General features: G+C 63.3%; 22 protein-coding genes. 13 read left to right on the top strand and 9 right to left on the bottom strand.

Annotated features, from left to right (window positions below; translation table 11 throughout):
• Positions 1 to 501: 501 nt before the first annotated feature.
• The 3 genes from erpA to clcA all read right to left on the bottom strand — a co-directional run bounded on the left by erpA (position 502) and on the right by clcA (position 3116).
• A complete protein-coding gene (gene erpA / locus KW824_RS14715; RefSeq protein WP_025328177.1) occupies positions 502 to 852 on the bottom strand; it encodes an iron-sulfur cluster insertion protein ErpA in 351 nt (116 codons plus the stop codon).
• An 89-nt stretch (positions 853 to 941) separates the two neighbouring features.
• Positions 942 to 1634 carry a DUF6776 family protein gene (locus tag KW824_RS14710; RefSeq protein ID WP_218410172.1) on the bottom strand — a complete coding sequence of 231 codons (693 nt, stop codon included), beginning with the start codon at positions 1632 to 1634 and terminating at the stop codon, positions 942 to 944.
• Between the two features lie 87 nt (positions 1635 to 1721).
• Complete coding sequence (clcA, locus tag KW824_RS14705) at positions 1722 to 3116, bottom strand: H(+)/Cl(-) exchange transporter ClcA (protein WP_218410171.1); 1395 nt, start codon at positions 3114 to 3116, stop codon at positions 1722 to 1724.
• A gap of 222 nt (positions 3117 to 3338) precedes the next feature.
• Between clcA and hemL the strand changes: the two genes are divergently transcribed.
• Together hemL and KW824_RS14695 are read left to right on the top strand one after the other, a co-directional pair.
• Positions 3339 to 4625, top strand: a complete 1287-nt coding sequence (gene hemL, locus KW824_RS14700; protein ID WP_218410170.1) for a glutamate-1-semialdehyde 2,1-aminomutase — start codon at positions 3339 to 3341, stop codon at positions 4623 to 4625.
• 209 nt (positions 4626 to 4834) lie between these two features.
• Positions 4835 to 5659 carry a hypothetical protein gene (locus KW824_RS14695; RefSeq protein WP_218410180.1) on the top strand — a complete coding sequence of 275 codons (825 nt, stop codon included), beginning with the start codon at positions 4835 to 4837 and terminating at the stop codon, positions 5657 to 5659.
• 38 nt (positions 5660 to 5697) lie between these two features.
• On the opposite strand, the gene KW824_RS14690 is transcribed toward KW824_RS14695, so the two are convergent.
• Together KW824_RS14690 and KW824_RS14685 are read right to left on the bottom strand one after the other, a co-directional pair.
• Positions 5698 to 6618 carry a sulfite exporter TauE/SafE family protein gene (locus KW824_RS14690; protein WP_218410169.1) on the bottom strand — a complete coding sequence of 307 codons (921 nt, stop codon included), beginning with the start codon at positions 6616 to 6618 and terminating at the stop codon, positions 5698 to 5700.
• Positions 6619 to 6864: 246 nt separating this feature from the next.
• Complete coding sequence (locus KW824_RS14685) at positions 6865 to 7581, bottom strand: phosphatase PAP2 family protein (protein ID WP_218410168.1); 717 nt, start codon at positions 7579 to 7581, stop codon at positions 6865 to 6867.
• Between the two features lie 209 nt (positions 7582 to 7790).
• Between KW824_RS14685 and KW824_RS14680 the strand changes: the two genes are divergently transcribed.
• The gene (locus tag KW824_RS14680; RefSeq protein ID WP_218410167.1) at positions 7791 to 8306 is read left to right on the top strand and encodes a DUF2937 family protein; all 516 of its coding nucleotides are present in this window, start codon (positions 7791 to 7793) and stop codon (positions 8304 to 8306) included.
• Between the two features lie 54 nt (positions 8307 to 8360).
• Here the strand turns inward: KW824_RS14680 and KW824_RS14675 are convergent, their stop codons facing one another.
• On the bottom strand, positions 8361 to 9242 hold the full coding sequence (locus tag KW824_RS14675) for a LysR family transcriptional regulator (RefSeq protein ID WP_218410166.1): 882 nt from the start codon (positions 9240 to 9242) through the stop codon (positions 8361 to 8363).
• A gap of 158 nt (positions 9243 to 9400) precedes the next feature.
• Between KW824_RS14675 and KW824_RS14670 the strand changes: the two genes are divergently transcribed.
• Positions 9401 to 9793 (top strand): multidrug efflux SMR transporter, encoded by a 393-nt coding sequence (locus KW824_RS14670; RefSeq protein WP_218410165.1) that lies wholly within the window; start codon positions 9401 to 9403, stop codon positions 9791 to 9793.
• On the top strand, positions 9781 to 10101 hold the full coding sequence (locus KW824_RS14665; RefSeq protein WP_218410164.1) for an SMR family transporter: 321 nt from the start codon (positions 9781 to 9783) through the stop codon (positions 10099 to 10101). Before KW824_RS14670 ends, KW824_RS14665 begins: the two co-directional genes overlap by 13 nt.
• A 72-nt stretch (positions 10102 to 10173) precedes the next feature.
• Here KW824_RS14665 and KW824_RS14660 read toward each other — a convergent pair whose 3' ends face one another.
• From KW824_RS14660 to hrpB, 3 genes are all read right to left on the bottom strand, one after another.
• Positions 10174 to 10584 (bottom strand): VOC family protein, encoded by a 411-nt coding sequence (locus KW824_RS14660; RefSeq protein ID WP_043129666.1) that lies wholly within the window; start codon positions 10582 to 10584, stop codon positions 10174 to 10176.
• Between the two features lie 42 nt (positions 10585 to 10626).
• Positions 10627 to 12948 carry a penicillin-binding protein 1B gene (gene mrcB, locus KW824_RS14655; protein WP_218410163.1) on the bottom strand — a complete coding sequence of 774 codons (2322 nt, stop codon included), beginning with the start codon at positions 12946 to 12948 and terminating at the stop codon, positions 10627 to 10629.
• Between the two features lie 265 nt (positions 12949 to 13213).
• The gene (hrpB, locus tag KW824_RS14650; protein ID WP_218410162.1) at positions 13214 to 15661 is read right to left on the bottom strand and encodes an ATP-dependent helicase HrpB; all 2448 of its coding nucleotides are present in this window, start codon (positions 15659 to 15661) and stop codon (positions 13214 to 13216) included.
• Positions 15662 to 15897: 236 nt separating this feature from the next.
• Between hrpB and thpR the strand changes: the two genes are divergently transcribed.
• From thpR to panC, 8 genes are all read left to right on the top strand, one after another.
• The gene (gene thpR / locus KW824_RS14645; protein ID WP_218410161.1) at positions 15898 to 16443 is read left to right on the top strand and encodes an RNA 2',3'-cyclic phosphodiesterase; all 546 of its coding nucleotides are present in this window, start codon (positions 15898 to 15900) and stop codon (positions 16441 to 16443) included.
• Complete coding sequence (sfsA, locus tag KW824_RS14640; RefSeq protein ID WP_218410160.1) at positions 16440 to 17177, top strand: DNA/RNA nuclease SfsA; 738 nt, start codon at positions 16440 to 16442, stop codon at positions 17175 to 17177. The genes thpR and sfsA overlap by 4 nt, the downstream gene beginning before the upstream one ends.
• A 125-nt stretch (positions 17178 to 17302) precedes the next feature.
• Complete coding sequence (gene dksA / locus KW824_RS14635) at positions 17303 to 17752, top strand: RNA polymerase-binding protein DksA (RefSeq protein ID WP_005329052.1); 450 nt, start codon at positions 17303 to 17305, stop codon at positions 17750 to 17752.
• A gap of 113 nt (positions 17753 to 17865) precedes the next feature.
• Positions 17866 to 18768: a tRNA glutamyl-Q(34) synthetase GluQRS gene (gluQRS, locus tag KW824_RS14630; protein ID WP_041206812.1), complete on the top strand. Its 903-nt coding sequence runs from the start codon at positions 17866 to 17868 to the stop codon at positions 18766 to 18768.
• A 143-nt stretch (positions 18769 to 18911) separates the two neighbouring features.
• A complete protein-coding gene (gene pcnB, locus KW824_RS14625; RefSeq protein WP_218410159.1) occupies positions 18912 to 20384 on the top strand; it encodes a polynucleotide adenylyltransferase PcnB in 1473 nt (490 codons plus the stop codon).
• A 10-nt stretch (positions 20385 to 20394) separates the two neighbouring features.
• On the top strand, positions 20395 to 20892 hold the full coding sequence (gene folK / locus KW824_RS14620; RefSeq protein ID WP_005329042.1) for a 2-amino-4-hydroxy-6-hydroxymethyldihydropteridine diphosphokinase: 498 nt from the start codon (positions 20395 to 20397) through the stop codon (positions 20890 to 20892).
• A gap of 18 nt (positions 20893 to 20910) precedes the next feature.
• Entirely contained in the window at positions 20911 to 21705 is a 795-nt protein-coding gene (gene panB / locus KW824_RS14615) for a 3-methyl-2-oxobutanoate hydroxymethyltransferase (RefSeq protein ID WP_218410158.1), read from the top strand.
• A gap of 275 nt (positions 21706 to 21980) precedes the next feature.
• Entirely contained in the window at positions 21981 to 22835 is an 855-nt protein-coding gene (panC, locus tag KW824_RS14610) for a pantoate--beta-alanine ligase (protein ID WP_182786361.1), read from the top strand.
• Positions 22836 to 22850 lie beyond the last annotated feature (15 nt).

The following is a 22850-nucleotide window of genomic DNA, read 5'->3' as shown; positions in this document are numbered from 1 at the left end:
CGCCATTACCGAAGTAACGACATTCAGCGGCTCAATGAATTGCTGAAATAAACTGTGACAACCGAAGTTGTCTTGGTCACTTCACCAGACATTGAAAATCAACAAAATTGTTTGATGTTCGATGCTGTGAGTGCCCACACAGATTGCTTGATTCAAATTGTTAAAGAGCAGGGTTTGAAACTATAACCCTCACTGGATTGCTTTGCAAGCCAGACCAGACGCGCACTGCGCCGTGCTGATGGAGGCGCATTATAGAGATCTGATTCTTTCTGACAAGCAAAAACTATGTGTTTTTTTGAGAAAGACGTTCAAGTGTTTAATCTGCAACCAAATCGTACAAAACACCTTCGACAAAGGGCTCATAAGAGGTCGCCTTCGGCAGCACCCGGGCCGCCCAGGCCAGGCTGCCTGCTCTATATAGAGGGGGTTCATATATGAGGGAGAGATGCGCAAATAGAAAAGGGCCCTGCCGGACCCTTTCAAATGTGTGCTGCTGACCAATCAGATGGAGAAGCTGGAGCCACAGCCACAGGTGGTCGAGGCGTTGGGGTTGGTCACGGTAAAGCGGGAGCCTTCCAGACCTTCGGTGTAGTCCACGCTACCCCCAACCAGATACTGCAGACTCATGGGATCGATCACCATGGTCACGCCGCTCTTCTCGACCACGGTATCCCCGTCGTTGATCTTTTCGTCAAAGGTGAAACCGTACTGGAAACCGGAGCAGCCCCCCCCGGTGATGTAGACCCGCAACTTGAGCTCGGGATTTTCTTCTTCGGTAATCAAGGTCTTTACCTTGTTCGCCGCCGCATCCGTCATCTGGATGGGCAACGGGGCTTCTGCTACTGCACTCATTACTGACCTCACAACCATTACATCCACAAACATGGAAACTGCGAAATTATCCAATACCCGACCATTTAGTTCAAGTATTCACCACTCTCTTACTGCACCACGGGCAAGGGGGCTGGTTGAGTCACCAGGGGCTTGAGTACCTCGCTCCACTCCGCCAGCAACTCCTGGGCCGGCTGGCGACCCTCCTTGGCGATGAGGATTCTCACCCTATCCGGTACAAAGCCGGTCGGCAGTTGCCAGTTGCCTTCCAGCAGCTGGAAGTAGCGCAGCGCATAGCGCCCCTCCCCGACCTTCATGCCAAGCTCACGCCCGCTGAGGATCCTGGGCTTGTCTGCCAGACTGCCTTCGACCCTGATTTGTACCTGGCCACGAAACAGCTCCCGCTTCTTGGCGGGCTGGGTCAGGGCCAGACGATAGTGATAGCGACCCGGCACGCTGGTTTCCTGCAGGGTCAGGTTGTCGATGGTCACCCCCACCTGATCACCGGTAGGACGCATGATCCGCTCGAAGAAGGCCAGCTGACGCTTCTGCTCCTGTACCTGGGCTTCCTGATCCTTGAGGGTCTTCTGCAACTGTTCGAAGGCCGCCTTCTGGGTCGCCAGCAAGGTCTCCTTGACCCCCAGATCCGTCTTGAGCTGGCCTATGGCCTTGCTCTGCCGCTCCAGGGTCTCTTGCTGCACCGTCAGCAGACTGCTCTGGGCCAGTTCTTGCCGATTCCCGGTGAAATAGCCGATGCAGGCCCCCACCGCCAGCACCACCAATACCTTCACGATTTGGGACATAGGGCCTCTTCTATTAGCACGCCATACCACGGCCTGTTTCCCTTCACTATACGCGACCTTGCCGGATTGATGCGGATAAACAAGGAGTTAACTGGCAGCCACGCTGCCATCTCCCCGCTTTTGACGCGCCGCAAGCCGTAAAGTTCGCTCCAGGATCTGAGAATAGATGGGGCGCCCTCCCAACCACTGCGCCACCAGGGTGGCCCCTATGGTGGTGATCATCATGGGCAGGATCAGCTGATAATTGTCCGTCATCTCGGTCACCAGCACTATGCCGGTGATGGGGGCCCGCACTGTGGCGGCAAACAGCGCTCCCATGCCGGCGATGGCGAAGGCGCCGGGCTCTATGCCCAGATCGGGAAAGGCCGCATGGAACAGGTGACCGAAGACCACCCCGAACAGGGTGCCGAGTGCCAGGGTCGGGGCGAAGACGCCGCCGGGGGCGCCCGAACAAAAACAGACGAGGGTGGCAATCAGTCGCACCGAGAAGATGAGGAAGAGGGTCGCCATCCCATAGTTACCCCCCACCAGATGAGGGATCAACTCGGTTCCCCCACCGGTCACCGAGGGGGCAAACAGCGAGAGCACGCCGAAGGTGCCTGCCACCAGCATGCCGATGGCGACGAAGCGGTGACGCTTGTTCTGATGCAGAGCCAGATAGCCGTCCTGACAGGCGAGCACCAGCTTGTTGAACACGAAGCCCAGCACGCCGAAACAACCCCCCATGAAGAGGAAGAGCCAGAGCGCCTTCAGGGCCGGGGCATCGTAGTGGGGCAGGCTGATGACTGGCGCCTGCCCCTTCATGTTCTGCAGCATCAGGGTCGCCATGACGGCCGAGATCCCCACCGCCTTGATGGCGAGGAAGGAGTAGCGGAACTGCGGCCGCATCTCCTCCATCACGAAGAGTATCCCCGCCAGCGGCGCGTTGAAGGCGGCGGCCAGTCCTCCCGCCGCCCCCGCCGCCAGCAGGGCATGACCATGCTCCTTCGGCAGGCGGAAGATGTCCGCCACCATCTTGCCAAGGTTGCCGCCGATCTGTACCGAGGGCCCCTCCCGCCCCAATACCATGCCGGAACTCAGGGTACAGATGCCGCCGAAAAACTTGACCGGCAAGACCCGCCACCAGCGCACCGGACGCAGTTCGTCCATGGCCCCTTCGATCTCGGGAATGCCGGAGCCACCCGCTTCCGGGGCGAAGGTGTGTGTGAGGAAGTAGCCGACAAACCCCAGCAGGGCGCTGAAACCAAAGCCCAGCAGCCCGAGCTGCCACCAGGGGCGATCCGCCAGCAGCAGGACTCGCTGCTGTGCCAGCCAGTGCACACCGGATTCAAACAACCCGCAGACCAGTCCGGCTAGAACCCCGACCAGGGCGGCCAGCAAGAGCACCAGCAGCGGCATCTTGTCCCGCTGGATCAGACGCTGAAGGACAGGCGGGCGAGCTTGTGTGGTCGCCTCGCGAGGGGGGATAGCTTGTTGCACCATGGGTATTCACGCTCATCTGACGAGGGTCGAAAACACCCGGCCTCGGCTCGGCTGCCCAGCACAGGGCCTTTCTGCTATAGTCGGCCCGTTTCATTTATCACGGGTGCAGTCCGGGAGTCCGGGTGGCGAGAGCGCAAAGCATACTCCTCCCACCGCAGCCTGCCGAGCCGCAATCGACCGCCTGCGCCCGGGTGACGACCAAAATCCCATTAAGGATGATCCATGTCAAAATCAGATCAGCTGTTTGAACAGGCCCGCCAGACCATTCCGGGCGGCGTCAACTCACCGGTCCGCGCCTTCAATGGGGTCGGCGGCACACCCCGCTTCATCGATCACGCCGATGGCGCCTACCTCTATGACGTGGACGGTCAGGCCTATGTTGACTACATCGGCTCCTGGGGCCCCATGCTGCTGGGTCACAACCACCCGGCCATTAAGGCCGCCGTCATCAAGGCCGTTGAGAAGGGGCTGAGCTATGGCGCCCCCACCGAGATCGAAGTGCTGATGGCCGAGAAGGTACGCCAGATAGTGCCCTCCATGGAGCAGGTGCGTATGGTCAACTCCGGCACCGAGGCGACCATGAGCGCCATCCGGTTGGCTCGTGGCTACACCGGCCGCGACAAGATCGTCAAGTTCGAAGGCTGCTACCACGGCCACGCCGACTCCCTGCTGGTCAAGGCAGGTTCAGGCGCCCTGACCCTGGGTCAGCCCAACAGCCCGGGCGTACCGGCTGATTTCGCCAAGCACACCCTGACCTGCGTGTTCAACGATCTGGACTCGGTGCGTGAAGCCTTCACTCAGTACGGCAGCGAAATCGCCTGTATCATCGTCGAGCCGGTGGCAGGCAATATGAACTGCATCCCGCCGGTGCCCGGCTTCCTGGAAGGGCTGCGCGCCATCTGCGACGAGTTCGGCGCCCTGCTGATCCTGGACGAAGTCATGACCGGCTTCCGCGTCTCCCTGCGCGGCGCCCAGGGCCACTACAACATAGATCCGGATCTCACCACCCTCGGCAAGATCATCGGGGCCGGCATGCCGGTGGGCGCCTTCGGCGGCAAGAAGAAGGTGATGCAATACATAGCGCCGACCGGCCCCGTCTATCAGGCTGGCACCCTCTCCGGCAACCCGGTGGCCATGGCAGCCGGTCTGACCATGCTGGACCTGCTACTGGAGCCGGGACTCTACGAGCAGCTGAGCGACAAGACTGCGCGTGTTGCAGAAGGACTGAAAGCGGCCGCCGCCAGGCACGGTATCCCGCTTGCCATCAACTACGTGGGCGGCATGTTCGGCTTCTTCTTCACCGAAGAGACCGAGATCACCCGCTACGAGCAAGTGACCCGCTGCGACATGGAGCGCTTCAAGCGCTTCTACCATCTGATGCTGGAAGAGGGTGTCTATCTGGCGCCGAGTGCCTACGAGGCGGGCTTCCTGTCACTGGCTCACGGCGACAAGGAGATTGAACACACCTTGGCCGCCGCCGAGCGCAGTTTCGCCAAACTGGCGGGCTGAGCCCTGCCAGCATGAACCAAGGGCCCGCGAAGGGCCCTTTTTGTTACCTCTGTCGCCTCGCCTTGCCAAAGCCCCCTTCTGGTGCAGCCCCCTCTCTCTTCTCGCCAGTGTTTGCCACTTGCTGGTGCATCCGCGGCCACACTGGCTGTCATAAAGCGGGCCCACTATTTGCACTGCCTTACTCAGGAGCCCACTTGACCGAGGTCCATATGGCAGAGATGAGCCCCATCGATGTGCTGCGGCGCTATCAGGAGTACGAAACCGAGTTGACCCCCCTGTTGCTGGGGCTGCTCACCCTCCCCCAGGAGGCCCTCAAGGCCTATCCCTTCGTGCTGAGCGTGCAGAGTCTGGGCCAGAGCCAGGCAAGAGCGGGGATCCTGTCCCCTATTCCGGCCCCCCAGGGGCAGTTGCGACTGAGGGTGCAGGGTCATGGCCGCGAGCTTGAGATCAATCTGCACCAGCTGATCGCCTGGCTGATGGGGGACAGGGAGCGGCGCCGCGCCATCCCCTGGTTCAGGGCCGTCTACGTGATCCTGAGTCTGGCGCTGTTTCTCATCGTGGGAACCCTGATCTGGCATGGCCTCGAGCAGCTCTATCTGCTGCTGTGCGGCACCCAGCAGAACCGGCTCGGCGCCTTCAGCGCCATCATCTTCCTGACCCTGGCGCTGGCGGTGTTCGATCTCGGCAAGACCATACTGGAGGAGGAGGTGCTGCTGCATAAGGACATCTTCCGTCACAGCGCCATTCGCCGCACCATCACCCGCTTCATCGCCGCCATCCTGATCGCGGTCTCCATCGAGGGACTCTTGCTGCTGTTCAAGGGATCCCTCGGCCAGAACGAACTGCTCTGGCCTGCGGTGGGGGTGATGGGTTGCGCCGTGGGATTGCTGCTGGCGCTGGGGCTCTATGTCTTCCTCGGGGCAAAGGCCGAGGCTGCCCTGGTCGCCTCCAGTCAGCGGCCCCTGACCAGTGGCGGCGAGTCAGGGGCAGGCCTTCTGCCTCGGCGACGCAGTGGCTTCAGACGGGCGAGATAATTCCTCGCCCTGACAGACTTCCTGTGGATTGGAGACGGCTAGCGGGGAGCCTCACTCAGCTGGGCTTGTGCTTCAACCTGGATGTCGGGCTGACGGCGCGCCGCCTGCCAGGAGGCGTACATGGTCCAGGAGGTGTAGATGACGATGAAGGCCACCAGCCATTTGAGCATCTCCATGTCCATGGACTGCACCAGCATGGCCGCCAGCACCACGCCGATGGGGCCGAAGAGGGCCACCGCCAGCACGGCCCTGGCATCGAAGGCCCCCTTGCGGATGAAGGTGCCCGCCGAGAAGACGCTGAGCACGGCGGTGGACCCCATCATGATGGGGAAGGCCGCCAGCGGGTTCATCCCCAGCAGATAGACCAGCGTCATGCAGGGGGCGAACAGCCCTATGCCCACATTCATCAGCACCCCGAACAGGAAGTTGCCGAGCAAGGCTATTCCCAGCTTGTAGCCACTGAGCCCCATCGCATCTCCGCCAACGGGGAAAAGGCCCAGCAGACCGGCGAAGATGAGCCCGGCGACGACCATCAGGGAGACCGCCATCACCAGCCTGATGGTCTGGCGATCGAACGAGGCCACATGACGGGCACCCCAGGCGGCGCCCGCTGCGGCGGCGGCCATCATGCTGATGAGGGTGAGCGGATCCACCTTGACTACGCCGATGAAGATGAGGGACTGGGTCACGGTCGGCAGCACGCACTGACCGTTGAGGGTACCCGGCAGCAGACGATCGTCGATCAGCTTGAACTGCTTGTAGCAGGCGGTCTTGACCGCGAAGCTGCCGACCCCAAGGGTGTCGAGAAAGTTGGCGACGAAACCGATGGCCGCCACCGGCCAGAAGGGGGTGGATTCCAGCTCGCCCCGGCGCCGCTTGTGCCACCAGGCATGGATCAGCATGAAGATAAAGACCAGGGCGCAACCGATGAACAACAGGCGCAGAAAAGTGACAAGCATAGGGGGACCTCCAGCAACGGGCGGCGATTCTAAGGCAGCCCACAGAAAAAATCCTGGTCTGGATCACGCTTTCATCGGATGCAAACGTTTGGCCCCGTCAGTTTCTGATGGTAAAGCTCGAATGACTCTGCCCATACTTATCGTTGAGGGCGCAAGCCCGCACTCATCGGGCGTAGTCCTGGTCATTTCGCGACGACCACAGCACCGATGGGCATAAGCAAAAGAAGGCGGTCACCCGCCTTCTTTTTATTGCCCTCCGCTACTCAAGCAACAAGGTGTTCCGGCGATCCAGCGGGGCAATCTGGGGGTAAGGCGGTCGATCAGCCGATCCGACAATGGGGTCAGCAACAAGGGCGGCAGACAGATGAGGGCAAGGCAGAGTGCGCCGACATAGACGTCCGTCAGCCAGTGGGCACCGGCGAGGATACGGGGGGCCGAGAACAGGGGCACCATCAGCACGGCGATCACTGCGGCGCGGCGCGGCAGGTAGCGCAGGGCAAAACCGGCGAAGATCATCAAGAACAGGGCATGATCGCCGGGGAAGCTGTCGCCGGCGGAGTCCTTGGTGGGAATGGCACTGATCTCGGTCAGGCGCAGCGCCCCGCCCACCATCAGGGTAGGGCTGGGACGGCTGACCGGCAGCAGGTGGCCGAGTTGATTGATCACCAGGGCCCCCAGCAACATGACGATCCCCATGGCCACCAGGTGACGGCGCCCCTCACCCCGGGCCCGGAAGAAGCAGCTGGCCAGGATCAGCCCCATGCAGCCCAGGGTGGCCAGATCGAACAGGCGATTGTTGGTGATGGCCACCAGATCGGCCCAGCGGGCGGATTCACCCAGCCAGCCATTGACCAGCTGGAAGGTGGCAAGATCCCAGTGATCCCAGGGGCCATGACCCGGCAGGGTGGCCCAACTGAGGGCAATCAGGCCCCCGATCAGATAGAAAGGTATGAACTTGCTCATGCCGAGTCTTCCTTCAAAAAGCGGTGATTCTAGGTCAGCCTCCGAGTGACTTGCATCACAAAAATGTAAGAATTCATGTAACAGACAACATCCTGTTGACTCCTTTTTGACCCAACCCGCTATCACCGGATACCGGGGCCGTCAGCGCCACCTTGGCGCGCCGAGGGCTTGCGGCTAGTATGAGGCTCCTTTTACTCAGGATGATGGCTATGCGCAGTTACCTTCGCATGATGTTGTTTGCTCTCGGTTTGCTGGCGGGCGTGCAGATACCGGGGATCGTCGATCTCTACTACCAGCGTCTGGATGCACGCCTGCAACAGGCCAGCCTCAGTCTGGAACCCTTCCAGCGCACCGCGGATCAACACTTTGGCGGCGATCTCGACGCCCTGGTCGCCCATTACGGAGCCAGCCAGGATCCCGTCTTCACTCAGGATGCCACCAGCCTGCGGCAGCTGGTGAGCCAGCAGCACCATCTGCAGCAGGAGCGCAACTTCCAGGGCAAGCCCTGGTACCTCCAGCTCTCCCACCTGCTGTTGCAAGCGGACCCCCAGCTCTGGCAGGACACCCTGCGCAACTACGGCTATGTGGTGCCCCTCAAGCAGGCCGCCATCTTCTGCGGGGTGGCGGCGGGACTGCTCGCGTCCCTGCTGGGGGATCTGCTGCTCAGCCTGCTCCTGCTGCCCTTTCGCCAGCGCCAGCCCGTCCCCCGTCACGCCCTGCGCTGACCTCCAGCCGTCTCAAGCAACAGGGGCCAGCGGCCCCTGTTGCTGTACTCCTGGTTACTCGAAGGGTTCGAGATAGGCCTCGATGGCCTTCTTCAGCCAGGCCAGCACCTTGCCGTGATGGGCGTTCTCCGACAGATAGACCCCGTAATCGCGCCACTGCAGGCTGAACTTGTGCTTCAGGGTCAGCAGCTCCCCCTGGCGCAGCTGGCTCTGGATCAGCGGAGAGGGCAACACCGCCCAGCCCAGGCCGTCCAGCACCGCATCCCGCATCAACTCGAAGCTCGACAACCCTATGTGCTGGCCGCCGATGGGCAGCAGGCTCTTGACCGAAAACTCGTCCACATAGGAGAGGGTGACCTGGGTCTGATCGGTCAAGTCCTGCTGCAGCACCCGTTTCAACCCGGCCAGCGGGTGGCTGGGCGCCACCACCATCAGGGTGCGGATCGGGTTGAGCACGTCTATGTTGAGGCCGCTGCGCTCCTGATCCTCGGTGATGAGGCCGAAGGCGGCATCGACAAACCCCTCCTCCACCAAGGCAGGCAGTTCGGGGGGCGAAGCCAGCACCAGGGAGATGCTGGTACCGGGAAACTGCTGGCGCAGCGCCCCCAGCATCTCGCGCCAGACCGGCTCGGGGATGGCGTCGTCCCGCGCTACCCGCAGCGCCACCTCGGCCCCTGAGGCGTGGTGCTCGCACTTGAGCTTGAGACTGTTGGCCGCCTGCAGCAGCCGCCGGCAGTCGTCCAGCACCTGCTCCCCTATCTCGGTGAGTCGGCTCTGGTTGGCCCCTCGTTCAAAAAGGTCGACGCCAAGATCCACTTCCAGGGCGGCGATCGCCGTACTGACGGCACTGCGGCTCTTGCCAAGGCGTCTGGCGGCATTGGCAATCGAACCGCTGTCTGCTGATTCTACAAAGAGTTGTATCTGATAAAGCTTCATGGTCGTGCTCTGGTGGCAGCTTGTTCCATCTTCACCTTACGCCGCCCCTCTTCCCCAAGGCAAACCCGTAGCGCCAGAATTCTCGACGCTCAGCGATTCTGCCGACTGAACAGGCTGTGGCTATCCTCTTCCTCGTCGCAGCAACAGAAGGAAACCCCATGTTATTCAGTCCCCTGCTTTTGGCCCGCCTCTTCCTGACGGGCGCCATCCTGACCGAGGTGGCAGGCACCTCCACCATGGCCCTGATCCCGGAGAGTGAGACCGGCTGGCTCCACCATCTGCCGATGTGGCTGCTCATCGCCCTCTCCTACCTGCTGCTGGCCAAGGCCGCCAAAACAATCTCCATTGGTATTGCGTTCGCGTTGTGGGAGGGGCTGGGAATCGCCCTGATCACCGCCGTCTCCGTGCTGTTCCTGGGCTACGAGCTGAGTGTGCAGGAGTGGATCGGGCTGGCGCTGGCAATAGTGGGCATTGTTATGGTGACCCTGGGGGAAACCCATGCCGAACCGGTTGAGCCGACCCCTGCCAAGGAGCTTCCATGCACCCGTTGATCATCGTACTGGGCGCCACCTTGCTGGACATAGGGGCCAACATGGCCATCAACCGCTCCCTCGGTTTTCGCCACAAGGGCTGGGGCCTGCTCGGCATACTGCTGGTGCTCTGCGCCTTTACCCTGCTCAGTGAGGCGGTGAGCACCGGCAGGATAGATCTCGCCGTGGCCTATGCCACCTGGGGCGCCATCGGCATCCTGGGCACCGCCCTCGGCGGCCTGCTGCTGTTTGGTGAGCGTCTCAAGCCCGTCGGCTGGGTCGGCATCCTGGTGATGGCCGTCGCCGTGGCCCTGCTGACCACGGCCTGACCCCATGAAAAAGCCGCCCGGTGTTCGCCGGGCGGCTTTTTTTTTACGCACTCATGCTGCTGCACTGCCCGCTCATGCTGGCTCCGCATCGACCTCGTAGAGCTCCAACGGCAGGCCGTCCGGGTCTGCGAAGAAGGTGAAGCGACTGCCGGTCAGCTCGTCCACCCGCACCGGCTCCACGGCCACCCCGTGCTGCTCCAGATGGGCGATGACGGGATCGAGCGCCGGCACCCGAAACGCCAGGTGCCGCAGACCACACGCCTCCGGCCTCGAGGGGCGCGCAGGGGGGGTGGGAAAGCTGAACAGCTCCAGCTGGCCGCCGTCAGGCAGCGCCAGATCCAGCTTCCAGGACTGGCGGGCCTCCCGCAGGGTCTCCGCCAGGATGGGCAGCCCCAGCACCTGGTGGTAGAAGTGGCGCGAGCGCTCATAGTCGCTGGCGATGATGGCCACATGGTGAATGCCGCCGAGCAGGGAAAGTGTCATGGCAATCCTTGTAAAACGGGCAGCCTGGGCTACCCGTCTCCGTTAGTTGAAGAAGCCGCCGAACCACTGATCCAGCGCGTTGACCGGATTGGATACCGGGCTGGCGCAGCTCATCGGCTCGCTCAGTCCCGCCAGCTTGGCCGGCACCTGCAGACTGCCGGGGCAATCGCTCGCGACCCGGGCGCCGCTCGCGCGGGAGAAGCTGGCCCAGCTCACCCCTTCCGGCATCTTCAACCCCAGGCTGTTGACGCCGCGCTGGCTCATGTAACCGCTGAACAGCTGCAAGGCACCGCTGGCCCCGGTCAACCCGGCGGGCTGGTTGTCATCCCGACCGACCCAGATGCTCACCAGTTCGTTGTTGTCCATCCCGGCAAACCAGGAGTCCCGCAGCTCGTTGGTGGTCCCGGTCTTGGCGGCCATGGTGGCGCCGGGGAACTTGGCACCGAGCGCCCGGGCCGTGCCCTGGCTCACCGTCTTGGTCATGGCAAACAGGGTCAGCCAGCTGGCCTGAGGATCCGTCACCCGCTTGGCGGTCTCGTCATGCTGATAGAGCTGGCTGCCATCGCCGTTCACCACGGCGCGGATCGCCGACAACGGCTGGGTCAGCCCCTGGTTCGCGATGGGCAGATACATCTGGTTCACCTCCATGGGGGAGAGCGCCACCGCCCCCAGCACCAGAGACGGGTAAGGCTGGATCTCCTGCTGAACCCCCAGCTTGTGCAGGGTGTCCACCACCTTGTCGAGTCCCACCTGAAGACCCAGGTTGACGGTCGGCACGTTGAGGGAGCTGGCGAGCGCCTCCATCAGCGGCACGCTCTGGCGGAACTTGCGATCATAGTTCTGCGGCGTCCAGATCTGGCCATCCTGACCGCGGATGCGGATTGGCTGATCCTTGAGCGGCGTGCCCAGGGTCAGGCCGTTGGAGAGGCCGGTGAGATAGACCGCCGGTTTCACCAGGGAGCCTATCTGGCGACGGGCATCCAGCGCACGGTTGAAGCCAGCGTAACGGGGATCCCGTCCCCCCACCATGGCGACCACCTCACCCTTGTGCCAATCGGAGACCACCATGGCCGCCTCCAGCTTCTTCTTGCCGCGCTGCTTCTCGATGGTAGCGAGGCCGGTCTGCACCGCCTGCTCGGCGGCGTGCTGGGCGATGGGATCCAGGCTGGTGAAGATCTTGAGGCCGGATTGCTTGAGCAGATCCGGGCCGAAGCGGTTCTGGATTTCCCGCTTGAGCAGCCCCATGAAGGCCGGGGTGCGCCCATAGCTCATCTGGCCCCGGGCTATGATGCCAAGGGGCTGCTTGCTGGCCAGCTCATACTCGGCCTGAGTCAGGCTGCCGTGCTCCATCAGCAGTTTCAGCACCAGATCCCGGCGCGCCTTGGCCCGCTCGGGGAAGCGCCAGGGATCGTAATAGGAGGGCCCCTTCACCATGCCCACCAGCAGGGCCACCTGATCGATGTCCAGCTCGTTGACCGGGATGCCGAAGTAGAAGTAGGAGGCGAGCCCGAAGCCATAGACCCCCTGGGAGAAGTTCTGCCCCAGATAGACCTCGTTGAGGTAGGCCTCCAGGATCTCGTCCTTGCTGTAGCGGTAGTCGATCAGCACCGCCATATAGGCTTCCTGCGCCTTGCGCCACAGGCTGCGCTCCCGGGTCAGGAAGAAGTTCTTGGCGAGCTGCTGGGTGAGGGTACTGCCCCCCTGTACGGTACGACCCGCCAGCAAGTTGGCTACCATGGCGCGCATGATGGCCACCGGCGAGACGCCACCGTGCTGGTAGAAGTCCCGATCTTCGGTGGTCAGCAGGGTCACCAGCAGGCTGTCCGGCACCTCGGCGATGCGCACCAACAGGCGATCTTCCCGATCCTCGGTGTTGAGACGGTCCAGCAACACCGGGTCCATCTGGGCATAACCGAGCTGACGCTGGTTCTCCAGCGACTGGATCCCCTCCAGCCGTGCACCGTTGAAGGTGAGGCGCAGGCCGCGGGCGCCGTCTGCGCCGTCATGGAATTCGAACGGACGGCGCACCAGCTCGATGCGATTGCCGTTGACCGCATACTCTCCCGGGGTGTGGGGCTGACGCACCTGCTTGTAGCTCAGCATGTTGAGCTCCCGCAGCATCTGGGTCTGGGAGAGACGCTGGCTGGGGTAGAGCTCCAGTGGACGGCTGTAGACCATCACGGGCAACTGCCACTTCTCCCCGTCGAAGCGCTCGCGCACCTTGGTATCGAGGTAGATACCAAACACCACCATGAAGGCCGCCACCACCAGGGAGAGCTTGAAGCCAAGCCAGAACAGGGTGCGCCAGATGGTGCGCTTGGGAGCTGCCTTCTTGGGCGGGCTCTTGCGTCGTTGGGTTGCCATAATTCCTCTTTGCTTTCCTTTCTACTTGTGATGTCGCATTCGCGAACGTCCGATCGGGCTTAACCAATCGAACCTGGATTCTGGGTTTCGCATCGCCAGACAACATGGATGCCCAGCCCCTCATCCCCCACCCTTCTCCCATGTCTTTGAAAAAGGAGAGGAGAAGGGCGCAAACACCAACCTCGCTCGGTTCCCTCTCCCTCTCGGAGAGGGTTAGGGTGAGGGCTGTCTGCTGGAGTTGGGCTTCGCTACGCTCAGCACCAACCTACAGCCCCATCTTCTTCTTGGTGACTTTGGTCGGCATCGCCTCCAGCGGATTGTCCGGCCAGTAGTGACGGGGGTAACGCCCCTTCATCTCTTTCTTCACCTGCTCATAGGATCCCGCCCAGAAGGCGGCGAGATCGGCGGTGATCTGCAGCGGCCGCTGGGCCGGGGAGAGCAGCTCCACCACCAGGGGTACCCGGCCATCGGCCACGCAGGGGGTGGTGCCCTGCCCGAACATCTCCTGAATGCGCACCGGGATCACCGGGACCTGCCCCGGCTGATAGCGGATCCGCACCCGACTGCCGGTCGGCGCGCTGAAGTGGCTCGGCAGCGCCTCGTCCAGCCGTTTTGGCAAGGGCCAGGGCAGAGACTGGCGCAGCAGATCGGCAAGGTTGAGCCTTTTGAGCTGCTCCAGCCGGGTCATGCCACTCAGGGCAGGCAAGAGCCACTCCTCCAGGCGGGCCAGCAGACTCTCGTCGTCCATGGCGGGCCAACCCTCGTCCGGCAGCCAGTCGGCAGCGCAGCGCAATCGGGCCAGCAAGCCTTCGCTGCCCTCGTCCCAGGGCAGCACGTGCAGCCCCTTGCGACGAATGCCCTGCAACAGGCAGCGCCCCTTCTGTTCGTCGGAGAGATCCGTCAGCGGCCGCTGGCTCAGCACCAGTTCGCCGATCACCTGCTGGCGCTCGGCCCGGACCCGCTCCTCGCGCTCGTCCCAGTCGAACCACTGGCGCTCGCTGACCAGCTCCGGCAGCTGGCGCACCAGTTCGTCCAGCGCCACCGGCTCGGCGATGAAGATGCGGCTGCCGCGATCGTTCTGCCCCATCTCGATGGCGATCAGGGCCCCCTGTCCCTGACATGGGTGACCTTCTACCAGATCGCAGCCGATCCCACCACTGAGTTGATAGCGGCTGCCGCTGCGCAGCTTGCCTATCCTGTCCGGCCAGGCGAGGGCGCACAGCAGCCCCAGCCACTGTCCCTGTGCATTGGCAGGGCGGGCGCCCAGGCGTTCGAACCAGCGGGCGGCCCCCTGACGCAAGGCCCCCTGGCGGCGATGGAAGAGCACGGAAAGGCGCTCAGATCCTCGCAGATCTTCTTCCAGCAGCGCCACCAGGAATGCCGCATCGGCGACAATCCCTGTCAGACCCTCGGCCTCCAGCTCCCGGGCCCGCAGCAGCATGCGCGCCAGACGGGGATGAGTGCCGAAGGCGGCCATCGTGCGGCCGGCCGGAGTGAGTTGTTGCTCAGCCTCCGGTTTCATGGCGCCAAGGGCCACCAGCAGGCGACGGGCACTCCCCACAGCAGCAGCGGGGGGCATGTCCAGCAGCGGCAGATCTTCTACCTTGGCCCCCCACTGGGCGGCGTCCAGCAGCAGGCCGGTCAGCTCCTGGGTGAGGATGTCCGGCGGGCTCTGCTCGGCGAGGCGCTCTTGCACCTCGGCGCTCCAAAGCCGGTAACAGACCCCGGGGCCGAGACGGCCGGCACGGCCCGCCCGCTGGGTGGCGGAGGCCCTGGCAATCTGACGGGTCTCCAGCCGGGTGACGCCACTTCTCAGATCGAAGGTGGCGCGCCGCTCCAGCCCGCTGTCGATCACCACAGACACCCCCTCTATGGTGAGGGAGGTCTCCGCCACATTGGTGGTGAGCACCAACTTGCGGCTCCCCGCCGGAGCGGGCTCTATGGCCGCCTGCTGGGCTGCCATGTCAAGCTGGCCATAGAGAGGGGCGAGACGCACATCGTCAGGCAGGCGCCCTTCCAGCCACTGGGCGAGCCGCTCTATCTCCCCCTGTCCCGGCAGGAACACCAGGGCACTGCCCGCGTGGGTCGCCAGCGCTTCCAGCACCACGGCGCCCACCTGGGGCTCCAGCCACTGCTGGCGATTGGTGGGACGGTAGTGGTAGTCGATGGGAAAGCCGCGCCCCTCGGAACGAATGACGGGGGCGTCCGGCAACAGGGCCTCCAGCGCCATGCCGTCCAGGGTAGCGGACATGATGAGCAGCTTGAGATCCTCTCTCAGCCCCTGCTGGCTCTCGATGGCGAAGGCCAGTGCGGTATCGGCATGCAGGCTACGTTCGTGGAATTCATCGAAAATGATGAGCGACACCCCGGCAAGCTCAGGGTCCTGCTGCAACATCCGGGTCAGCACCCCCTCGGTCACTATCTCGAGCCGGGTCGCGGCACTGGTGCGACTCTCGCCCCGCACCCGCAGCCCGATGCGCTCCCCCACCTTCTCTCCGAGCTGGCGCGCCAGAAAGCCTGCTATATTGCGCGCCGCGAGGCGGCGGGGCTCCAGCATGATGATGCGGCCGGGCAGCCGGTTTCGGCGCACCAGCTCCAGGGGCAGCAGGGTCGACTTGCCCGCGCCGGGAGGGGCCTGCAGGATCACGCTGACGTGGCTGTCGATGGCATCAAACAGCTCGGGCAGCACCGAGACGATGGGGAGTTGGGACAAAACGGTGGAGCCCTTCTGTGATGACCAGGAAAACGGCGCCCATTCTGCCACAGCCAGCCGCCTACCGTCAGCAGCCGTGCCGGGGGCGCACCAACCGGTTGGGGTTGGCCAGGGGAATGCTCCGTCGGCACGACAGCTCTGCTCACATAGGCGCGAGACGCGACCAGGAGACATCCGCAGACGAGCTGCCATAGAATGGTCCTCTCATGTGAGTACCACGAGGATCGACGCTGCGCATGCCCAGACTCTTCTTTGCCCTGCCCCTGCACCAGCTTGCCCCCGCCCTGATCGCCTGGCGCGAGCAGCGCTCCTGGCCCGGTCTGCCGGTGCCCGAAGTCAATCTGCATCTGACCCTGGCCTTTCTCGGCGAGGCCGACGAGGCCACCCAGGCCAGGCTGATCGCCGCCGCCGGGCAGCAGCGCTGCCCCCCTTTCAGCGTCCATCTGGATCAGACCGGCTGGTTTGCCCGCGCCAAGGCTGCCTGGGTGGGACCCAGTGAGTGGCCAAACGAGCTGAACGTGCTGGCCAGGGCGCTGCGTCGCCACGGCGAGAAGCTGGGGCTCGGCAACGGCGAGCAGGGCTATCGCCCCCATATCACCCTGTCGCGCAAGGCGGCCGAGGCCCCGGAGGCGCTGCCGGCGCCGGACTTCGTGCTGCAGGCGGACAGCTTCTGCCTCTATCGCTCCGTCAGCACGCAGGACGGGGTCCACTACGAGCCGCTCGCCTGCTGGCCCCTGCGTGCCCGCGCCAAAGCAACAAGCAGCGAGGAGCTGACCTCATGATTTTCGATCCACCCTTGCAATCCGGTCTGCTCATCGCCCGCTACAAGCGCTTCCTGACCGATGTGCAGCTCGACAACGACGAGGTGATCACCCTCCACTGCGCCAATACCGGCGCCATGACGGGTTGTGCCGATCCGGGCACCCGGGTCTGGTATTCCACCTCAAGCAACCCCAAGCGCAAACTGGCCCACAGCTGGGAGATAGCCCAGAGTCCGGCGGGCCACTTCATCTGCGTCAACACGGCCCGCGCCAACCAGGTCGCCCGGGAGCTCATCGAGCAAGAGGCGCTGGCCCCGCTGGCGGGTTATGCCAGGCTGCGCACCGAGGTGAAATACGGGGAGGAGAACAGCCGCATCGACCTGCTGCTGGAGGATGATCACAGGCCAAGTTGTTACATCGAGGTGAAATCCGTCACCCTGCTCGACGAGCGGGAACAAGCGGGCATGGGCTACTTTCCCGATGCGGTCACCACCCGTGGCGCGAAGCACTTGCGTGAATTGATGACCATGAAGGCGGCCGGACACAGAGCCGTGCTGCTGTTCATGGTGTTGCACTCCGGCATCGCGAGAGTGCGCCCTGCAGCCCATATCGATCCGCACTATAGTCAGCTTGTTGAGCAAGCAATTACGGCAGGGGTTGAAATTTTATGCTATCGCCCCCATGTTGGGGTGCAGGGCATGGTGGCTCAAGATTTTATTCCATTTGAATCTGGTCACCTGCTACCCGAGGGCTGAGAATAAATGCTGAAGTGGGTAACAATATTGACAAGGCTTGTTTGCCTCCCGTTGACCCTTCTGCTATAGATACCGCCCTCAATTTATGGATGGCACGGGTAGCGTGCTGAATTAGGAGACAGGGCATGCCAACAGGCGAAAACAGGAAATCTCTGGGCCCCCTGGCCATTGCGGGTGTAGAGCCTTATCAGGTGAAAGCCGGTGAGGAGTACATGAATGACCAACAAAAGGTACATTTTCGCAAGATCCTGGGAGCCTGGCGCAACCAACTGATGCAGGAAGTTGACCGCACCGTCGACCACATGAAGGATGAGGCTGCAAACTTCCCGGATCCGGTCGATCGCGCCGCGCAGGAAGAAGAGTTCGCACTCGAACTGCGCACCCGCGACCGTGAACGCAAGCTGATCAAGAAGATCGAGAAGACCTTGCTGCTGCTCGAAGAAGACGACTTTGGTTACTGCGAACATTGCGGTATCGAAATCGGCATTCGTCGTCTGGAAGCCCGTCCGACTGCCGACCTCTGTGTCGACTGCAAGACGCTGGCTGAAATCAAGGAAAAACAGATGGCTGGCTGATGCCGCCCATCGACATGGACAAAAAAAGGGAGCTCGCAGGCTCCCTTTTTTATTGAGCTTTTCCCACGACCATCCCAGAATGCAGCCTCAATGCATCGTCTACCCGAATTCCCATGGCCATGACTCCCTCCTCCCCTCTCCGCCCCCATGTGGGTCGCTTCGCCCCCTCCCCGTCCGGTCCGCTCCACTTCGGCTCCTTGGTCGCCGCCCTTGGCAGCTTCTTGCAGGCGAGATCGCAGCAGGGGCGCTGGCTGGTGCGCATCGAAGACATAGATCCACCGCGGGAGATGGCCGGGGCCAGCGAGCTCATCCTCCAGACTCTGGAGGCCCATGGCCTCGGCTGGGATGGAGAGGTGATGTACCAGAGCCGGCGCCATGGGCGCTACGACGAGATCATCGAGGGGCTCTACCGGGCCGGAGATCTCTACTGGTGCCGCTGCACCCGGCGCGAGATCATGGCGGCGGGCGGCTTCTACAACGGCCATTGCCGCACACTGGGGCTGACCGCAGAGGGCTGCGCCGCCCGCCTGCGCCAGCACCATCCGGTCTACCACTTCGAGGATCAGCTGCAGGGCCATATTGCGGTGCCTGCGGCGCTCGCCGAGGAGGACTTCATCGTGCGTCGCCGGGACGGGCTCTACGCCTACAACCTGGCGGTGGTGGTGGATGACATGGACAGCGGCATCACGGAGATAGTGCGCGGCGCCGATCTGCTGGAGCCCACGGTGCGCCAGATTGCCCTCTACCAGACCCTGGGTGCGGACGTCCCCGCCTGGGTGCACCTGCCGCTGGCGGTGCTGGCGGATGGCAACAAGCTGTCGAAACAGAACCACGCACCGGCGCTGGCACAGGATGATGTCAGGCCCGCCCTGTGGCAGGCCCTCACTTTCCTCGGCCAGTGCCCGCCGCCTTGCCTGAGAGAGAATACCGTCGACGAGATCATCGCCTGGGGCATTGCCCACTGGCAGTTGGCCCGGGTTCCCCGCCAGCAGAAGATAGTGCTGGGGGCCAGGTAAACCGGCACGCAGAGCAAACGCAGGCCGCCGCGTCATTTATGTCACCGGGCCCGAATCGGGGAAGCAGACCGCAGCGTTTCTCATTTGGTCGGGCCTGAGCTATGATAGGCCGCTATTTTTTGGCCTCCCGTCAATTTGAAGTCATGAAGAGGTGTACCATTTTTTCCCAGATCGCAAACTTTTGCCGCAAGGTGCTCGGCAAGGAAGACGGCGAGCAGTCGATAGAGTCTCCCATTCCAGCCCGTGTCGCAGGTCAACGCCGAACCTTGAGCCGTGACCAGCACCCCATCTCGCGCAAAGAGATCAGCGAGAATGCGCTCAAGGTGCTCTACCGCCTGAACAAGGGTGGCTACGAAGCCTACCTGGTGGGTGGCGGCGTCCGGGATATTCTGCTCGGGAAGACGCCAAAGGATTTCGACATCGCCACCGATGCGACGCCGGAGCAGATCAAGGCCTTGTTCAGCAACTGCCGCCTGATCGGCCGTCGTTTCCGCCTGGCCCACATCGTCTTTGGTCGTGACGTGATCGAAGTGGCTACCTTCCGTGGTCACCACCATCAGGTCAATACCAGCAAGCACGTGTCGGCCCAGTCGGATGAAGGCATGCTGCTGCGCGACAACGTCTACGGCACCATCGAAGAAGATGCCGAGCGTCGCGACTTTACCGTCAACGCCCTCTATTACAGCGCCAAGGATTTCACCCTGCATGACTTCGAGGGTGGCATCGAGGATCTCGCCGAGCGCAAGCTGGAGCTGATCGGTGACCCCGAGACCCGCTACCGGGAAGATCCGGTGCGCATGCTGCGCGCCGTGCGCTTCGCCGCCAAGCTGGAGATGACCATCAGCCCGCGCACCGCCGCCCCCATCCGGGAACTGGCACCGCTGCTGCAGGACATTCCGGCCGCCCGTCTGTTCGAGGAGACCCTCAAGCTGTTCCTGGCCGGCGACGGTCTCGCCACCTACAAGCTGCTGCGGGAATACGGGCTGTTCCAGCCCCTGTTCCCCCAGGTCGCCGCCCTGTTTACGCCCAACGGCAACTCGCCCTACGAGCAGTTCATCGAGCTGGCGCTGATGGACACAGATACCCGGGTCCGTGAAGACAAACGCGTCACCCCGGCCTTCCTCTATGCCACCCTGCTGTGGGGCGCCGTCGAGGCCCGTGCCCGAGTGCTGGAAAACGAGAGCGGCCTGCCCTGGCATGACGCCTTCATGCTGGCCATCAACGAGGTGCTGGATGCCCAGGTGCGGATCATCGCCGTGCCGCGCCGCTTCACCACGGACGTGCGCGACATCTGGGCCCTGCAACAGCGCCTGACCCGCCGCCAGGGCCGTCACCCCGAGCGCGCCATGGAGCATCCGAAGTTCCGCGCTGCCTTTGACTTCCTGCTGCTGCGCAACCGGGTCGAGCGTGGCCTCGGCGAGCTGGCCAGCTGGTGGGAGCGCTATGTGGCCTCCAACCCGGATGTGCGTCCGCAACTGCAACGGGAAGCAACCCGCCGCCCGGCGAGCGGTGAACTTGCCCCGGCGGCCGAGCCGCGCGGAGACGGTGAGAAACGTGGCAGCAACAGCCGCAACCGCCGTCGCCCCCGTCGTCGCAAGCCGAAAGCGGCAGAATAAAGGCCACCCGATGATCGAGGTCTTCGTTGCCATCGGATCCAACCTGGGCAATCCCGTTGCCCAGGCCAGACAGGCCGTCGCCGCCCTGGACAGGCTGCCGGAATCCGCATTGCAACAGGTCTCGCAGCTTTACGGCAGCCGCCCCATGGGCCCTGCGGATCAGCCCGACTACGTCAATGCCGTGGTGCGGCTTCATACCCGGCTCAGCCCCCTGGCTTTGCTGGACCAACTGCAGAAAATCGAGCGGGAACAGGGACGTGTGCGCAAGGACGAGCGTTGGGGTCCAAGAACCCTGGATCTGGATCTGCTGCTGTACGGCGAGCAAGTCATCCAGCATGAACGCCTGATCGTTCCCCACTACGGCATGAAGGAGCGGGAGTTCGTCCTGCTGCCACTTGCCGAAATCGCCCCCGCCCTGGTGCTGCCCTGCGGCACCCCGCTCACCGAACTGGTTGCCCGCTGCCCGCGCAATGGTCTCGAGATCCTTGCCGATGCCACGGGTGAGTAGACGAGTAGGAGCAACGTAATGAGCAAGATCACCATCACCGACCTGCAGAAGATGAAGCAGGACGGACAAAAAATCACCGCCATCACCGCCTATGACGCCACCTTCGCCAAGCTGTTCGACGACGAAGGTGCCCATGTGCTGCTCATCGGTGATTCCCTCGGCATGGTGCTGCAAGGAGGGGACGACACCCTGGCCGTCAGCATGGATGAGATGGTCTATCACACCCGCTGCGTGGTGCGCGGCGCCAGCAAGGCGCTGGTGGTGACCGACATGCCGTTCATGAGCTATGCCACTCCCGAGCAGACCTACCAGAACGCCGCCCGGCTGATGGCCGCTGGCGCCCGCATGGTGAAGATGGAAGGGGGCGACTGGCTCTGCGAGAGCATTCGCCACCTGACCCGCAACGGCGTGCCAGTCTGTGGTCACCTGGGCCTCACCCCGCAATCCGTCCACGTGTTTGGCGGCTTCAAGGTGCAGGGGCGCGACGAGTTCCACGCCCAGGAGATCTACCGCCAGGCCCTCGAGCTGCAGGCCGCTGGCATCCAGCTGCTGGTGCTCGAATGCGTGCCGGTCGCCCTGGCCGAGCGCATCAGCAAGGCGCTGCGCATCCCGGTCATCGGCATAGGTGCGGGCCCGGCCACCGATGGCCAGATCCTGGTGATGCACGACGCCTTTGGCATCACCTCCGGCTATGTGCCCAGGTTCACCAAGAACTTCCTGGCCGAGACCGGTGACATGCGCACCGCCATTCGCCTCTATGTGCAGCAGGTAAGCGAGGGCACCTTCCCCGGTCCCGAGCACTGCTTCAACTGATTACTGGCCTCATGAACGGCAACGGGGGCTCGGCCCCCGTTTCGCATTCCTCTCTGGCCCATGCAATCCCTGTTTCTTTGACCCATTCGAAGGTGAACCGCTGATGATGTTGCTCGTGAACTATCCCGTGCCATCCACGCGGGTCCTTTCAATCCCTGTTTCCTTGACCTATCCGAAGGTGAACTGTTGGTGATGTTGCTCGTGAACTATCCCGTGCCATCCACTCGGGTCCTTTCAATCCCTGTTTCCTTGACCTATCCGAAGGTGAACTGTTGATGTTGGTTGTGAACAATCCTGCCGCTCTGCGTGAACAGATCGGCCAATGGCGCCGCGAAGGGCGCGCCATCGCATTCGTGCCCACCATGGGCAATCTGCACCAGGGCCATCTCACCCTGGTCGATGAGGCCCGCAGCCACGGCGAGAAGGTGGTCGTCAGCATCTTCGTCAACCCCTTGCAGTTCGACAAGGCCGAGGATCTCGCCAACTATCCTCGCACCCTGGAGCAGGACTGCGCCGCCCTCGAGGCCGCCGGCGTGGATCTGGTGTTCACCCCGACCCCGGAGCTGATGTATCCCCACGGGCTGGCCAGCCAGACCTTCGTCGAGGTGCCGGGTCTCTCCGGCCTGCTGGAAGGGGCGCTGCGCCCGGGGCACTTCCGCGGTGTCAGCACTGTCGTCACCAAGCTGTTCAACCTGGTGCAGCCCGACGTGGCCTGCTTCGGCCAGAAGGATTACCAGCAGCTGGCGCTCATTCGCAAGATGGTGGCCGACATGGCCATGCCGGTCGAGATCGTCGGCGTGCCCACGGTGCGGGCCGAAGACGGGCTGGCCCTCTCCTCGCGCAACGGCTACCTGACCGCCGCCGAGCGCGCCCTGGCTCCCGAGCTCGCGCGCACCATGAACTGGATAGCCGAGCAGATAGAGGCGGGGAACCACCACCTCCCCTCCCTGGTGGCCCAGGCCAGCCAGCGTCTCGACAACGCCGGATTCAGAACGGACGCCATCGACATCGTCGACGCCGACACCCTCGAATCGGCCAGTGCCGCCAGCAAGCGGCTGGTGATCCTGATGGCCGCGTATCTGGGCAAGGCCCGCCTTATCGACAATAGTGTCGTCACCCTGCAGGGTTGAGACACGGCAAGGAGA

Origin of the sequence: Aeromonas sp. sif0611 (assembly GCF_019218845.1) — a bacterium.
GTDB classification, from domain to species: domain Bacteria; phylum Pseudomonadota; class Gammaproteobacteria; order Enterobacterales; family Aeromonadaceae; genus Aeromonas; species Aeromonas media.
The sequence above is the reverse complement of the archived record's forward strand: the minus strand, read 5'-3'. Positions and strand labels throughout refer to the sequence as shown.

Coding starts and splice junctions, on each gene's coding strand:
- panC (WP_182786361.1), top strand. CDS start 21,981: ATGTTGGTTGTGAACAATCCTGCCGCTCTGCGTGAACAGATCGGCCAA.
- mrcB (WP_218410163.1), bottom strand. CDS start 12,948: ATGGCAACCCAACGACGCAAGAGCCCGCCCAAGAAGGCAGCTCCCAAG.
- KW824_RS14670 (WP_218410165.1), top strand. CDS start 9,401: ATGTTATTCAGTCCCCTGCTTTTGGCCCGCCTCTTCCTGACGGGCGCC.
- clcA (WP_218410171.1), bottom strand. CDS start 3,116: ATGGTGCAACAAGCTATCCCCCCTCGCGAGGCGACCACACAAGCTCGC.
- gluQRS (WP_041206812.1), top strand. CDS start 17,866: ATGGCCATGACTCCCTCCTCCCCTCTCCGCCCCCATGTGGGTCGCTTC.
- folK (WP_005329042.1), top strand. CDS start 20,395: ATGATCGAGGTCTTCGTTGCCATCGGATCCAACCTGGGCAATCCCGTT.
- KW824_RS14710 (WP_218410172.1), bottom strand. CDS start 1,634: ATGTCCCAAATCGTGAAGGTATTGGTGGTGCTGGCGGTGGGGGCCTGC.
- KW824_RS14675 (WP_218410166.1), bottom strand. CDS start 9,242: ATGAAGCTTTATCAGATACAACTCTTTGTAGAATCAGCAGACAGCGGT.
- KW824_RS14660 (WP_043129666.1), bottom strand. CDS start 10,584: ATGACACTTTCCCTGCTCGGCGGCATTCACCATGTGGCCATCATCGCC.
- erpA (WP_025328177.1), bottom strand. CDS start 852: ATGAGTGCAGTAGCAGAAGCCCCGTTGCCCATCCAGATGACGGATGCG.
- sfsA (WP_218410160.1), top strand. CDS start 16,440: ATGATTTTCGATCCACCCTTGCAATCCGGTCTGCTCATCGCCCGCTAC.
- KW824_RS14695 (WP_218410180.1), top strand. CDS start 4,835: ATGGCAGAGATGAGCCCCATCGATGTGCTGCGGCGCTATCAGGAGTAC.
- KW824_RS14690 (WP_218410169.1), bottom strand. CDS start 6,618: ATGCTTGTCACTTTTCTGCGCCTGTTGTTCATCGGTTGCGCCCTGGTC.
- hemL (WP_218410170.1), top strand. CDS start 3,339: ATGTCAAAATCAGATCAGCTGTTTGAACAGGCCCGCCAGACCATTCCG.
- KW824_RS14685 (WP_218410168.1), bottom strand. CDS start 7,581: ATGAGCAAGTTCATACCTTTCTATCTGATCGGGGGCCTGATTGCCCTC.
- dksA (WP_005329052.1), top strand. CDS start 17,303: ATGCCAACAGGCGAAAACAGGAAATCTCTGGGCCCCCTGGCCATTGCG.
- pcnB (WP_218410159.1), top strand. CDS start 18,912: ATGAAGAGGTGTACCATTTTTTCCCAGATCGCAAACTTTTGCCGCAAG.
- thpR (WP_218410161.1), top strand. CDS start 15,898: ATGCCCAGACTCTTCTTTGCCCTGCCCCTGCACCAGCTTGCCCCCGCC.
- panB (WP_218410158.1), top strand. CDS start 20,911: ATGAGCAAGATCACCATCACCGACCTGCAGAAGATGAAGCAGGACGGA.
- KW824_RS14680 (WP_218410167.1), top strand. CDS start 7,791: ATGCGCAGTTACCTTCGCATGATGTTGTTTGCTCTCGGTTTGCTGGCG.
- KW824_RS14665 (WP_218410164.1), top strand. CDS start 9,781: ATGCACCCGTTGATCATCGTACTGGGCGCCACCTTGCTGGACATAGGG.